Raw genomic sequence first — 13,305 nt, forward strand, 5'->3', positions numbered from 1 at the left:
ATTCAATTGAATTTAACAGATTATAACTTTAGAGGCAGGTGTCAACGCTTGAGAACGGTCGTCGTGATTGGCGGGGGGATTACTGGATTGTCTACCGCTTACTATCTACAGAAATCTATACAGTATAATAAGTTGGATGTAAAAATCATTTTGGTTGAAGCCAGCGATAGACTAGGCGGAAAAATCAGAACACTTCAGCATGAGGACTTCATCATGGAATCTGGAGCTGATTCAATTGTCACTCGCAAGACAAATGTAGCCCCATTGGTTGAAGAATTAGGTATTCAGGATGAGGTTGTATATAACGCGACAGGAATATCATACATCTACACAGAAGGTAAGCTGAAGCAAATACCTAAAGATGCAGTCTTTGGCATCCCTCTCAGTATTGAATCGCTTGCTACTACAGATTTGATCTCTGCTGAAGGTAAAGTTGAAGCACTTAAAGATTTCTATACTCCGAATGATCGTTTTACGAAAAACGATTCTGTAGGTGATTTTCTGGAAGCTTTCTTTGGAAAAGAACTTGTCGAGAAGCAGATATCACCTGTCCTATCAGGTGTATATTCCGGGAAATTGAGTGAACTTACCATTGCCTCGACCCTTCCCTATTTGATTGATTATAAAAATGAATATGGAAGTATTATTCAGGGATTGTCCGCGAATAAGGCTAAATTCCAGGGGAACGGCGATAAGAAGTTTATGTCTTTTAAGGGTGGTGTGTCTGCTCTGATTGATGCTATGGAAGAACAGCTGTCCGATGTAGAGATCATCAAAGGGATTCGGGCCGAGCGCATTGCAAAGGATGGAGAACAGTACCGAGTAACACTGGCCGATGGGCGAATCTTGGACAGCGATTTTGCCGTACTAGGAACGATGCATTCTACTGCACAAGCATTACTTCAAGACGAAGCGCTGAATGAAGATTTCAAACAGTTGTTTAACAGCTCTATGATTAGTGTGTATCTAGGATTTGATATCCCTGACAGTCAACTGCCAGCGAACGGTACAGGGTTCATAACAGCCAACAGTGACGATGTTCTTTGTAATGCTTGTACGTGGACAAGTCGCAAGTGGGAGCACACGTCTGGTCAACAACGTCTGCTTGTCAGACTCTTTTATAAAAGCTCAGGACCGCATTATGAGTCCTTGATTAAGCTTTCAGAAGAGGAATTATTAAAGGTGGCGTTGAATGATATACAGACCAGTCTTGGAATTACTGGACAACCAGTTACCCACGATGTGACCAAATGGCATGATGTTATGCCAAATTACCACAAACGCCATCATGAGATTGTAGTATCCTTAGAGAAGAAGATTGCAGATCATTATCCGAATGTAATCCTTGCTGGATGTTCTTATTATGGTGTGGGTATTCCCGATTGTATTGCAAATGGAGAGAAGACAGCGGAACGTATTTTGGAACAAGTAATTACACATTAAACAAAGGAGGGCGGACAATAGTGAGAAAATTAAAATTAGCGATAAGCTCTATGCAAAGTCTAGACTATAAACAACGGCGGTTGTTTGTATAGAGCGAATAAAAATTGATTTACCGCCAGTGCACTGTGCAGGGTTGTTTTTAGAATAGACTTTGCTACCTTCAAACTCAAAAAAAGTTTAAGGAGCAGAGTGACTATGAAATATGTAAATGCAGATACGATTTTTCCAAAGGAATTATTAGAGGAAATTCAGAAGTATATTAACGGTGGTTTGGTATATATCCCTAAGCCTGAAGAAGCACATGTAAAATGGGGCGAGAAGTCAGGGAGCAGAAAATACTTAAGATCTAGAAATATTGAGATTTGTTTAAGGTTTGCCGTTGGAGCAACGGTTGACCAGCTTTCGGATGAATATTGCCTATCAAGGGACAGTATTAAGAAGATTGTTTACACAAAAAAATAGCTGTAATCCTAAAAATCCACGTTAGAGGAAGCTCTGACGTGGATTTTTAGGATTTAATTATCATTCAATCTTAAATACCATACTTTTTCCGATATTTATCGATCCCGTCTACAAAATGTCCTTCATATTTCACGCCTTCATCCATTTTTTTATTTGCTGCTGTAAAAGCTCCTATCTGATTAGAATAGGTTGTGAAATCTAACACTTCTTGAGGTGTTTTCATCTTTTGTTCGTAAGCAACCTTGGATAGAACGGTAATTGGATATCTTTCTTCAGTCCAACCTCGGAATATCCATCCGATTCAACGGTAAGTATGGATTCATCAGAAGCTTCTGGTGTCAATTTTGCATATGTAAGACTGGTCATTTCAGCTAGTAAGCGAACTTTTATTTTTGTAGTTTCACCCACAGGAATAACATCGCTAGACAAAGTAATATTTGCCTCATTGAGTAATTTCTTATCAGCAGCAAACACAGTGGATGGCATTAATAAAGCAAAAACCATAGTACAAAGTATAAAACATTGACTAAACCTTTTCATTAGCAATCATCCTTATCATTTGATTTAGTAGTCACTCGAAGTAATCTTGTATTCCATAATATTCCTGATTCCTCTTAAGTTTTGCTATAAAGCGTTTCTTCTCAAAAAGAATTCAACGAGCTAAAAAGAAAATGAAAGGCTGTATACAGAATCTGCTTGTTTAATGTGGATGGCGTCTAATTTGGAAGCGAAAATATTTATTTGTTGAAAGCTAGAATACTCCGGTGAATATTAACCTCCAAGCCTTGTTACCGCACCACAACTAACAGTACAATAATTCCGAGCCAAAACAGCCAGCTTACTGGGTGACCGAAATTTAATCCCCAGCCGACTCCGAGCCTTTTCTTGACGATTAGGTTTGGATCTTTGCGATTGAAATAAATCATACCTAATCGCCATTTATCATCATCATGGACAGGTCTGACATTGGAGTGATCGGCAGATCGCTCCAAGCGGCTTTCGCCCTGACCAGCCCAGAACGTTAAGGCGAAGGCGTATAGGATGATAAGGGCTATTATGATTAGGATAATAGGGATAGCGAAATTCATATTAAGCAGAGATATCATGTTTAGTTGCACGACGGAAAACAGGATAACTATTAAGAAGCTTGCTGTAATCATAAAATATGACCAAGTACGGCGGTAAGTTACGTCTTGTCTGATGGATCGATTAGGATCAGTGGGTTGAACCTGCTGCTTCACTCTGCGAATACTCCAATTCTCAAATATGAACAAAAGTGTGATCAACACTTGCATTATCGTAGGCATAAATACAGTACTATAAGATTTAGCTGCATAGCCGTCTACGTTCCAACTACTGTTGTAATGGATCGGAATCTGATCAGGAATCAGATCGTAGTTGCGTAGCACAGTTACAATACTAACAACAATAATTAAAACATGTATGAGGAACCAAATACTAGACAAGCCAATGTTTCTTTTCCGAAATCCAGTGTCCACTGCCATGATCGATGGTTCCGGAGCAACAGGCAGCATAGGTAGTAAACTTTTCATTTTGAAACGATAGCTTATGTTTATGACTAGGGAGATTACGATCATGGCGAGTGAATAAGTGACAGTGATCCAACTTTGTTGCTTGGAATGTTCATCACCGTACATTAGACAGATGATACAAACAATGAATAGGATGGTATGCAAGGTAGCACTAATCCAAGCATATGACTTCCGCATCTGGCGCAGAGGCTCACTTTGGAATTGTACAGCGCTGACGGTGACCCCAAAACTAATCGTCTCTCTTGATAAATAAGGCATGCTTACCATGAGTACAATGGCAGGTACAAATACAAAGATCATTACTATAACAGGCATTATCGTCATATCATTCGCCTCCTCTTATACATAAGTGTGTATTTGAAAACTCTATAACCCTTATAGCATAGGCGATTCATCACTATGCCTTTTTTCGTATGACTATCCTATTAACTTAGGATAGGTAATCAACTTGAACATAAATTTAATTATAAACGATTTTAATGACTATAAGGGTTGGATTAACAATTTATCCAGATATTTTTGCTACGCAGAGCTACTCATCTGACAACTGAATTGTGGCAAGTACATCTGTTTGAAATTGGGTGTAGGATAGTATTTATTCAAATTTTAATCAACACATATTTATCAACTGTTGCTTTATTAACGCTTTCAGTATTTTTGTAGATTGCTTAACTCCTTAATAACTACTACCATGAAAGTACTGAAAGTAATAGATAGTAATAAGGAGTGTTAATGAATGATGAAAGTCGGCATTTATCACGGTCAAAATAGTGTGGGGATAGAAGAGCGTCCAATACCTCAAGTTGGAGCAAAAGATGCGTTGATTCGTATTTTAGCGGGTGGAATTTGTGGTACAGATATTAATATAGTGAAAGCAGGCTCTGAAATGGGTATTCGTTTCGGCTCAGAGTTTGGACATGAAATGTTTGGTGAAATCGCCCTGTTAGGTTCTGATGCGGAAAGCGATTTGAAAGTTGGCATGCGTGTAGGTGTGAATCCAATTACTGCAAAACGTGCAGGTCGCCGTTATTCGTTGGAGGTAGGAGCCTTTTCACAATATGTCTTAATTGAAGATGCAGCACTAAATTATAATCTTTATGAATTTGATGATTCCGTTTCGGCAACAGAGGCTGTATTAATGGAACCCATGAGCGTAGGCTTCCATGGCGCTTTTAGCGTACTGCCCAAACTAGGTGGAAAAATCGTAGTTCTAGGTGCGGGTCCTATTGGCTTATCTGCAGCTGCAGGATTAATTGGTGAAGGCATTAAAGATGTTTGCGTAGTGGATATTGACAACTGGCGGTTGGATAAAGCAAAAGAATTAGGCGCATTAACAGTTAATACGTCGACTGAAACATTAGCAGAGGGTTTAATCCAACACTTCGGCGAAGTGAACGTATACGGTGTTAGTGTACCCAATGTAGATGCTTTTGTGGACGCAGCGGGCGCTCCAATATTATTTGAACAAGTGATGCAGATTGTAAAGCCACAAGCAAGAATTGCAATCATTGCCGTTTATAAAAATGAAGTACCTATAAGCCTTGCTCAAGTGATGAGTAAAGAAGTTAACATAGTTGGAGCTAGTGGATACACACATGAAGATATTGTAAAGGTAATTGAACATATTAACGACAAGAAAACGAATATCTCTACTATGGTGACACAGACTTATAAATTAGAGGATATTCAAGCCGCCTTCGATAAAGCGATTGCAGCAAAAGAAACGATCAAGGTTATTGTAGATCTTACTTAACCATCAGTTAATGATATTGGAGTTCATTTGAGTGTAAAACTCAGGTGAACTCTTTTTATTTTAGAAAATAAAGACTTTATATAAAATTTAATTCTAATTGAACATGGCATATTACTGGAGTGTGGTCGTAATTATACTGAGTATAGAAGTGAAATTAGAAAAAAACGTGGAGGTATGATGGAAATTAATCTTGTTCCAGTAACGTTTGAAGATAAAGAGGCATTGACTAATCTTTATCAATTCTACAATTCAAATGGAAAATAATAAACCTGCCATAGCTTTCTGGCGAAAAGTGCTTAAGGATTATACAAAAGATAACTACACAGAACGTTATTTAAGTGATCGCCATAAATACATCCAAGCATTCGATGGGAAGGAGTGAATGAAATGAAGATCACCGTAACATTAACTGACAGCACAACGAAGTTTATGATTAACAATCTCTACCCACTATACTTACACGATCTATCAGAGATATGGGGGAACCTTCCTAATCAATACGGGGTATACGAGGATAATGAAACACAGACGCTGAATGAACAGAACAAAGTCTTCGACATATGGTGGGAGAAGCCGGGGGTTTTATATCCTTATTTAATAAAAGAAGATGGAATTCCTGCTGGCTTTGCATTAGTAGCCACACCACCTCATACACCACCAGGTTGTGAATTTTATTTAAACGAATTCTTTATCCTACGGCCCTTCCGTGGTAAGGGAATCGCTGAACTTGCGGCTAAGGAAGTTTTTAATCTTCATACTGGAAAATGGGAGCTGCAAACCAATCCCACAGCTACAAATAGGAGAGCCCAGCATTTTTGGAGAAAGACACTAAAAGAATATACTGGTAATAGCTTTCAGGAAGCATGTAAGAAGTCTTTTGATGATGAATTAAAGATGATTTTTAATTTTTGTAATGGATAAAGCTAATCAAATCGAAGCGAGGGAATTATTTCTTCTATTGACTTATAGTGGATCAGGGCTTACAATAAGAAAAATTACATATCAAAACAAATGCTTTGATGGAGAAAAGTAGTTCAATACCTCTTTACAGGGAGGAAACGCCGGAGATTGAGAGCGTTTCTAGAGAAAAGGGTTGATCGAAGTTCACTCCGGAGCAGTCCCTTGAAACCATTTTTGGCAAGTAGAGGTGTACCGGTTTTAACCGTTAAATATTTAAGTGAGAACATTTCTGTTTTTTGTACAGAATAGTTCTAATTTAGGGTGGTACCGCGGCTCCTCGTCCCTTTTTGGACGAGGGGTCTTTTTGTTTCCATTTAGAAGAAATATTTGTATCCCTGCAAGGCTCGGTAGCTCAGTCGGTAGAGCATAGGACTGAAAATCCTAGTGTCGGCGGTTCGATCCCGTCCCGAGCCATCTCAACTTTAATAGCAAGGCTCGGTAGCTCAGTCGGTAGAGCATAGGACTGAAAATCCTAGTGTCGGCGGTTCGACCCCGTCCCGAGCCATCTCAACTTTAATAGCAAGGCTCGGTAGCTCAGTCGGTAGAGCATAGGACTGAAAATCCTAGTGTCGGCGGTTCGATCCCGTCCCGAGCCATCTTAACTTTAATAGTAAGCTTTCTATAAAAACAGCCTGTCCGACCATTATGGTTAGACAGGTTGTTTGTTATTTCATCTTAATTTGAACAGTTTAAGGAGTAGATTAATTATGAAATATGTAAATGCAGATACAATCTTCCCTAAAGAGTTACTACAAGAAATACAGAAATATATAAACGGTGGTATGGTCTACGTTTCAAAGCCTGAAGAATTACATATAAAATGGGGCGAGAAGTCAGGGAGTAGAAAATATTTGAAATCAAGAAATATTGAGATCTGCCTGAGGTTTGCTGCTGGTGCAACCGTCGACCAGCTCTCAGGTGAATACTGTCTTTCTAAGGATAGTATTAAGAAAATCGTTTATAGTAAAAAATAGCAGGTCAACCGTAGTGGTTGACCTGCTATTACATTTATTCGAAGGATTAACTCGCAAATATATGTTTACCAATTTTTAAGTTCTGAGGACGAGTCCAGATCCATGCACTAGTAGCTGTATCAGGATTGAAATAATAGATTGAATGGTTTGTTGGGTCCCAACCTCGGACAGCATCAAGAGCAGCTAAATAGGCGGTCCGGTTTGGAGTAAGCCAGTATTGACCGTCAGATACGGCTGTAAATGCGCCTTTTTGAAATACAACGTCTTTAATATTGTCTGGGAATTGACTTGATTGTATGCGATTCATAACTACAGCGCCAACTGCGACTTGACCTTTATAAGGCTCACCGCGGGATTCACTGTAAATGACTTTCGCCAGAATATCCATTTCCTCAATATTAAGCGTATATTTTTTAAGAGAATTCCAAGTTTTTGAACCAGTAACTCCATCGGCATTTAATCCGTAGGCCTTTTGAAATTTAGCAACGGCAGCCTTCGTTTGTGATCCATATACACCATCTAAAGGCTGAGTATAGAAATCCAGAGTTTTTAACCGATACTGAAGATCCCACACATCTCCAGAAGAATTCCCTACGGTTAATACCGGAGCAGCACTAGCCGTACCGATCGTAGCCATGCTTACCAGACCCAAAAGAAGCAACAAAGTGAATATTTTAGTCTTCATTGTAGTAGCCTCCTTTCAGAAAACATTATAAATAACCTTCAATAACTGAGACAACACTCATTTATTGGTAATCTAATAATCACTTTATATTTTTAAAAATACTTCATTCGGTTTGTGATCTTATGAAATGGGTAAATGAATAATCAGAGGCACATCAACTTCGGAGGTTTTATATATGAAAAAGCAAATATTTCTATTCATAATCGCAGCTGCACTTACTCTAAGCGCATGTGGTAATGACAATAGCTATGGCAATAAAATGTCTTCAAACGATAGAAAAATGGAACATACCGCACACTCTAGTTCAAGTGAAGTACCCGATAATTTGAAAGTGGCAGAGCATCCTGCTTTTGAAATAGGAAGTAAAGCGATTATCCAAACGGATCATATGGAAGGTATGAAAGGGGCAACAGCAACGATAGTTGGAGCATATGATACTACAGCCTATATGATTTCTTATAGACCTACAACAGGTGGAATGCCAGTTACAAACCACAAGTGGATTATTCATGAAGAAATCAAAAAAGCAGCCGACAAACCCTATGAATCCGGCTCAGAAGTTGTAATGGAAGCTGACCATATGAAAGATATGAAAGGTGCAACCGCTCAAATTAACGCGGCTGAACACACTACGGTATATATGATTGATTACACACCGACTACGGGTGGAGATAAAGTGAAAAATCATAAATGGGTAACGGAAGATGAGCTTTCGGCTAAAAAGTAACCAAAATAAATTTAAGTCCATAAGTAATGAAAAAAATAAGGTAGGAACAGTCATAGACTTTGTTAAAGGTCTAGGCTGCTCCTACCTTTTTGATTGTTCTTTTATGGGTAGTGAAGTGTTAAAATATCTTTATAAAACACAACTTTGTAAAACATTCCATTTAAATGGTATTTTCTTTAGAAGGTAGGAGGGTGATTAAATGCCTAACTGGCAGGTGAAATTCGATGAAGAGATGCTTAAGCAAGCTGCACAACAGATTCAAGTAGATTGGACAACGATAAAGTATATTGGTGGGTTTGAAAATGTTGTTTATAGCTTTCCAAAAGATGCTCATGAATTTATTTTACGTGTAACTCATCATTCTCATCAGGAGCAGGAGATGGTTATCTCTGAACTTGACTTTATGGATCATCTTGCAAAGCATGGAGTGCAACTGGCTCCCCCCATTCCCTTTCAGGATGGTAGTTTGGTACAAACGCTAGTCAAAGATGGGGAAAGATTTATGATCTGTGTAATGGAGAAAGCTCCTGGTGGTCATGTTAATGCTTCCGATCCCTATTGGGGAACAAATCTTTTTGAGCAATGGGGTGAGGTAACAGGAAGAATGCATGCTTTAGCTCTGCAATACGAGCGTCCGGAGAGTGTTCTGGCAAGACCACATCAGGGTAAGCTAGAGTTTGACTTTGCTAACTTTGGTATTGTTGAACAGCAGCTTTTTGAAAAGTTGCTTCAAATAAATGATCACATTAACCAGTTGCCGCGGCATCGAGAAGGTTATGGACTATGTCACCGTGATTTGCATCCGGGTAATTTTTTCGTGCATGAGGGGCAGATCACCGTGTTTGACTTTGATGATTGCGGATACGACTATATGGTGCATGATATTGCCATTGCCGTTTATTATTCGACTATCTTTGGGGATTGGAGCAAACTGGAAGTAGAGCAGAGTAGAACTTCTGGTCTTGCGGCAGCCATGTTGAAGTCCTTTATGAAGGGGTATAATCGAGAGTATGCGCTCGACAATAAGTGGCTAGAAGAGCTCCCGCTCTTTATTGAGAAGCGTCGACTGGAATTAGTGCTATTGTTATTTCAAGAGTTTTCGGAGTCACAACGTGAGGAGAATAGAGTGTGGCTTGCCCGCAATATCCACGATGCTTTAAATGACAAAGCTTGTTTAGAGCTTTAATGACGGAGGTAACCGATATGACACCTCCAAAGTATATTTCGAAGCTTGGAAGTGGGCTTTTTCTCCATAGAACAAGCAATGAATATGCTCACATGGAAAAACCTCAGACTGCGGCTAGAGTATTGTCTAAATGATGCTGTCCAGCCTTTTTACGTAGAGTTTCAGGGTACAGAAGTAGAAGAAATTTTATTTAAATTAGAAAATCAGCAAACTTTTTAGAGGTCCCCCTGCGTCCTAGCTAATGAGTGTCATCGGAAGGCACTTATAAATAGAGATGGAGGATGACGAGATATGAACAAAACAACAAAAAATCTATTTAAAATGAGTGCAGTTGGATGTGCGGCAATTATGGGGGTGAGCTTAGCTTCCTTACCGGTTCATGTGATGGCATCCACATCAGTAGCAGCTAGTGTTTCTTCAATGGTGCAATCTACGACCCCAGCGCTTACTGGCGTTAAGATCCAAGAAAAAGTTCTTAGCACAACAAGTAAATATCTAATTGCTGATATTAAAGTGCCACAACTAACAGGCATGCTGGACAAGCAATACCAAGATGAGCTGAATGATATTATTTTGTCTCATGCTGAAAAGGATTTGGCACAATGGGAGCATGACGCCGCTGAAATGGGTAAAAAAGCACAAGCAGATAATAAAGACTACCATCCCTACACTCTTAATATCGCTTATGAACTGAAGTCAGATGGAACAGGTAATCCAGCAGGTGTTATTTCCTTGACGGTTATTACTGAAGGCTCTGAAGGTGGAACCAGCATGCCGCGGATTGATACTTATAATGTGAGAAATGTAGCTGAGGCACAACTGGTTACTCTTTCAGATCTGCTCGGTGCTAACTACAAAGAGAAGCTCGATGCAGATATTCTTGCGGAGATTAAAAAAGACACTGACAAGTATTTTTTGGAAGAGTACAAAGGAACTTCAGTCGAGCAGTCATTTTATATCGATAAAGGTGAATTAGTGGTTGTCTTCCCTAAATATAGTATTGCACCTGGATATGTAGGATCACCAGAGTTTCGTTTCAGCTTGAATAGTAATTCCACGGACGCAGCTAAGCTTGATTTGAAAAAAATCCCCAATTTCACTAACAAGCAAGGTGTGCTGATGCTATCATTACGTGATTTAGCCAATCAATTAAACTTTCAATTGAAGTGGAATCAATCTACCAAAACATCTGAGTTAATGAAGGGAGCACAGTGGACGAGTGTTTCTATTAACAAAGATTCTTATTTTATAGCAAAAATGGCTCCTAAAGCATTAGGCACTGCTCCAGTGCTTCAAGACAATAAAACGTATGTCCCTGTCCAATTTGTAACAGATATTCTACAGATTGAAGTGCAGGGTATTTAATAGAAAAGATATCTGGCAGATTTCTCTGCCAGATATCTTTTTTAATTAATAACATTTTCACTTGTTTACAGAACTTTTCATGCGTTTACAGCGTCTTACTAATGGAACGATAAATCGACGGTAAGGACTGAAACATAATGAAAGACAACACGAAGCTTTTCAGAAATAATATGAGGAGCCAGTCTTCTATACAATCTGTAGGCGGCAGGCGTTATGTGCCAGGAATTGATGGTCTAAGGGCTTTATCAGTACTCGCTGTAATCGCATATCATTTGAATCTGAAATGGGCTGAGGGTGGACTTCTCGGCGTTGGAATATTTTTTGTTATCTCAGGATATCTCATAACTGACCAAATCATTACGCAGTGGGAGCGGCACCGAAGACTTAACCTTTTAGACTTTTGGGTTCGTAGGGCGCGGAGGCTGTTGCCTGCGATGGTCGTCATGCTTTTTGTGGTTGCCATATGGCTTTTAATTATAGAACCATCAAGATTGTTTGGGCTCAAGGGTGACTTTATGTCTTCCTTATTTTACTTCAACAACTGGTGGCTAATATTTCATAATATGTCCTATTTTGAAAGCTTTGGCCCACCATCTCCGATCGGACATTTATGGTCGCTTTCTATTGAAGGGCAGTTTTATATTCTATGGCCAATAGCTCTCATCCTCGTGATGAAAATCGCTCGTCGGCGAGGTAAGCTTATTGCATGGATTATGGCTTGCGCTGCAGTCTCGGCCTTAGCGATGGCATTGATCTACGTACCGGGCACAGACCCAAGTAGAGTGTATTATGGAACGGATACTCGCGTATTTGCGCTTCTCATTGGAGCAGCACTTGCAGTTGCTTGGCCAAGTCAGAAACTTAATGATAAGGTCTCAGAACCGGCTCGGCGTATGCTTGATATTGTTGGGGGATTAGGACTCATACTATTGTTAGTCCTTTTTAATCAGGTTAATGAGTTTGATGATTTGCTTTACCGTGGTGGGTTTCTAGTGATTTCTTTGATTGTTGCAGTAGTTATTGCTGTACTCGCTCATCCTGCTAGCCGCCTGGGATCGATCGTAGGCTGTAAACCTTTGCGTTGGATCGGGTTGCGATCATATAGCTTGTACATATGGCATTTTCCAGTTATTATCCTTAGCAGTCCGAATGTGAGTACTGAAGAAAGCGGCATACTTCGTATTATCATTCAGGTAGCAATAAGTTTTCTTCTAGCTGCATTATCATATAAGTATGTAGAGGAGCCTATTCGTCGAGGTTCACTTAAGGAAACTTGGAAGAACATCAGTGTAAAACGACGGGGTGGTCTTCGTCCAGGCTTCTTAATGGCTATTATTGCTGTGATTCTTATCCCTATTGCATGTAAAGGCTATTTGTTAAATGCTGGATCGGATACGTCTGCGATCGAATCGGCAGATATGCAGTATGAACAACAACAGCTGCAACAGCAAGAACAACAACTGCAACAGCAAGAACAACAAGATTCGGGAATAAAGGATGATCCCATAGATCGCAAAACGATAGACAAGAGTGAAACTGATAAACCATCCTTACCAGCCATGACAACAGCTACATCCGAACCTGAAGTGAACAAACCTGATCCTAAAGTGGGAACTATTAATAAAGAAGTGTCTAAGCCTGAATCAGATGTGAACAAAACTGTTCCCGAAGAAAAAAAACCTGTGGCTGTGAAGAGTCAAGCTGGGAATGACGTTACGGCCATTGGAGATTCTGTCATTTTGGACGTAGCACCATACCTCTCAAAGAAAGTACCTGGCATTGTCATCGAGGGCGAAATTGGTCGTCAGATGGCGAAAGCTCAGGAGGTAGTGGATCAGCTTAAAGCTCAAGGCCGGTTAGGTAAAAAGGTGATCATTGAGCTGGGGACTAACGGATCTTTTAGTTCAAAGCAGTTACGTAATCTCCTGGATTCACTAAGTGATGCTGAGCAGATTCTTTTGGTCAATACACGTGTCCCAAGGAAGTGGGAAAATAATGTGAATCACAACATTTCAAAAGTTTCCAGTGAATATAGTAATACGACCGTAGTAGACTGGTACTCTGCTAGTGAAGGGAAAGACGATTATTTCTACGAAGACGGCGTGCATCTGAAGCCTGAGGGTTCTAAGTATTACGCCTCACTTCTCGCGAAAGCTTTGGATAGTGAATAAAAATAATTAATTCTCCAAACTTTTTG

General features: G+C 39.7%; 13 protein-coding genes, 3 tRNA genes and 1 other annotated feature. Of the genes, 12 read left to right on the forward strand and 4 right to left on the reverse strand.

Going from position 1 to position 13,305, the window contains the following annotated elements; translation table 11 throughout:
- Positions 1 to 48 precede the first annotated feature (48 nt).
- Together MHB64_RS14605 and MHB64_RS14610 are read left to right on the forward strand one after the other, a co-directional pair.
- Positions 49 to 1,443, forward strand: coding sequence for a protoporphyrinogen oxidase (locus MHB64_RS14605; protein WP_341134700.1), 1,395 nt, complete (start codon positions 49 to 51; stop codon positions 1,441 to 1,443).
- A gap of 195 nt (positions 1,444 to 1,638) precedes the next feature.
- Positions 1,639 to 1,905, forward strand: coding sequence for a CD3324 family protein (locus MHB64_RS14610; protein ID WP_042127555.1), 267 nt, complete (start codon positions 1,639 to 1,641; stop codon positions 1,903 to 1,905).
- A gap of 70 nt (positions 1,906 to 1,975) precedes the next feature.
- Here MHB64_RS14610 and MHB64_RS14615 read toward each other — a convergent pair whose 3' ends face one another.
- The 3 genes from MHB64_RS14615 to MHB64_RS14625 form a co-directional block, all read right to left on the reverse strand.
- On the reverse strand, positions 1,976 to 2,128 hold the full coding sequence (locus MHB64_RS14615) for a hypothetical protein (RefSeq protein ID WP_341134701.1): 153 nt from the start codon (positions 2,126 to 2,128) through the stop codon (positions 1,976 to 1,978).
- On the reverse strand, positions 2,125 to 2,409 hold the full coding sequence (locus MHB64_RS14620) for a hypothetical protein (RefSeq protein ID WP_341134702.1): 285 nt from the start codon (positions 2,407 to 2,409) through the stop codon (positions 2,125 to 2,127). Before MHB64_RS14620 ends, MHB64_RS14615 begins: the two co-directional genes overlap by 4 nt.
- Before the next feature lie 284 nt (positions 2,410 to 2,693).
- Positions 2,694 to 3,782 (reverse strand): DUF1648 domain-containing protein, encoded by a 1,089-nt coding sequence (locus MHB64_RS14625; RefSeq protein WP_341134703.1) that lies wholly within the window; start codon positions 3,780 to 3,782, stop codon positions 2,694 to 2,696.
- Positions 3,783 to 4,194: 412 nt separating this feature from the next.
- On the opposite strand from MHB64_RS14625, the gene MHB64_RS14630 reads away from it, so the two are divergent.
- From MHB64_RS14630 to MHB64_RS14655, 6 genes are all read left to right on the forward strand, one after another.
- A complete protein-coding gene (locus MHB64_RS14630) occupies positions 4,195 to 5,211 on the forward strand; it encodes a zinc-dependent alcohol dehydrogenase (protein WP_341134704.1) in 1,017 nt (338 codons plus the stop codon).
- Between the two features lie 387 nt (positions 5,212 to 5,598).
- Complete coding sequence (locus MHB64_RS14635) at positions 5,599 to 6,132, forward strand: GNAT family N-acetyltransferase (RefSeq protein ID WP_341134705.1); 534 nt, start codon at positions 5,599 to 5,601, stop codon at positions 6,130 to 6,132.
- 86 nt (positions 6,133 to 6,218) lie between these two features.
- Positions 6,219 to 6,459 (forward strand) — a binding site (T-box leader).
- Positions 6,460 to 6,512: 53 nt separating this feature from the next.
- Positions 6,513 to 6,585 (forward strand) — tRNA-Phe (locus MHB64_RS14640).
- An 18-nt stretch (positions 6,586 to 6,603) separates the two neighbouring features.
- Positions 6,604 to 6,676 (forward strand) — tRNA-Phe (locus MHB64_RS14645).
- A gap of 18 nt (positions 6,677 to 6,694) precedes the next feature.
- Positions 6,695 to 6,767 (forward strand) — tRNA-Phe (locus MHB64_RS14650).
- Between the two features lie 111 nt (positions 6,768 to 6,878).
- Positions 6,879 to 7,145 (forward strand): CD3324 family protein, encoded by a 267-nt coding sequence (locus MHB64_RS14655; protein ID WP_341134706.1) that lies wholly within the window; start codon positions 6,879 to 6,881, stop codon positions 7,143 to 7,145.
- Between the two features lie 46 nt (positions 7,146 to 7,191).
- Here the strand turns inward: MHB64_RS14655 and sleB are convergent, their stop codons facing one another.
- A complete protein-coding gene (gene sleB, locus MHB64_RS14660) occupies positions 7,192 to 7,830 on the reverse strand; it encodes a spore cortex-lytic enzyme (protein WP_094868671.1) in 639 nt (212 codons plus the stop codon).
- Positions 7,831 to 8,005: 175 nt separating this feature from the next.
- Here sleB and MHB64_RS14665 point away from each other — a divergent pair, with 175 nt between their 5' ends.
- From MHB64_RS14665 to MHB64_RS14680, 4 genes are all read left to right on the forward strand, one after another.
- A complete protein-coding gene (locus MHB64_RS14665; protein ID WP_094868672.1) occupies positions 8,006 to 8,557 on the forward strand; it encodes a YdhK family protein in 552 nt (183 codons plus the stop codon).
- Positions 8,558 to 8,756: 199 nt separating this feature from the next.
- A complete protein-coding gene (locus MHB64_RS14670; protein ID WP_094868673.1) occupies positions 8,757 to 9,743 on the forward strand; it encodes a phosphotransferase enzyme family protein in 987 nt (328 codons plus the stop codon).
- A gap of 291 nt (positions 9,744 to 10,034) precedes the next feature.
- A complete protein-coding gene (locus MHB64_RS14675) occupies positions 10,035 to 11,108 on the forward strand; it encodes a stalk domain-containing protein (protein ID WP_094868674.1) in 1,074 nt (357 codons plus the stop codon).
- Between the two features lie 170 nt (positions 11,109 to 11,278).
- The gene (locus MHB64_RS14680; protein ID WP_341134707.1) at positions 11,279 to 13,279 is read left to right on the forward strand and encodes an acyltransferase family protein; all 2,001 of its coding nucleotides are present in this window, start codon (positions 11,279 to 11,281) and stop codon (positions 13,277 to 13,279) included.
- Positions 13,280 to 13,305 lie beyond the last annotated feature (26 nt).

Source organism: Paenibacillus sp. FSL K6-2859 (assembly GCF_038008265.1).
Lineage (GTDB): Bacteria > Bacillota > Bacilli > Paenibacillales > Paenibacillaceae > Paenibacillus_AQ > Paenibacillus_AQ nitricinens.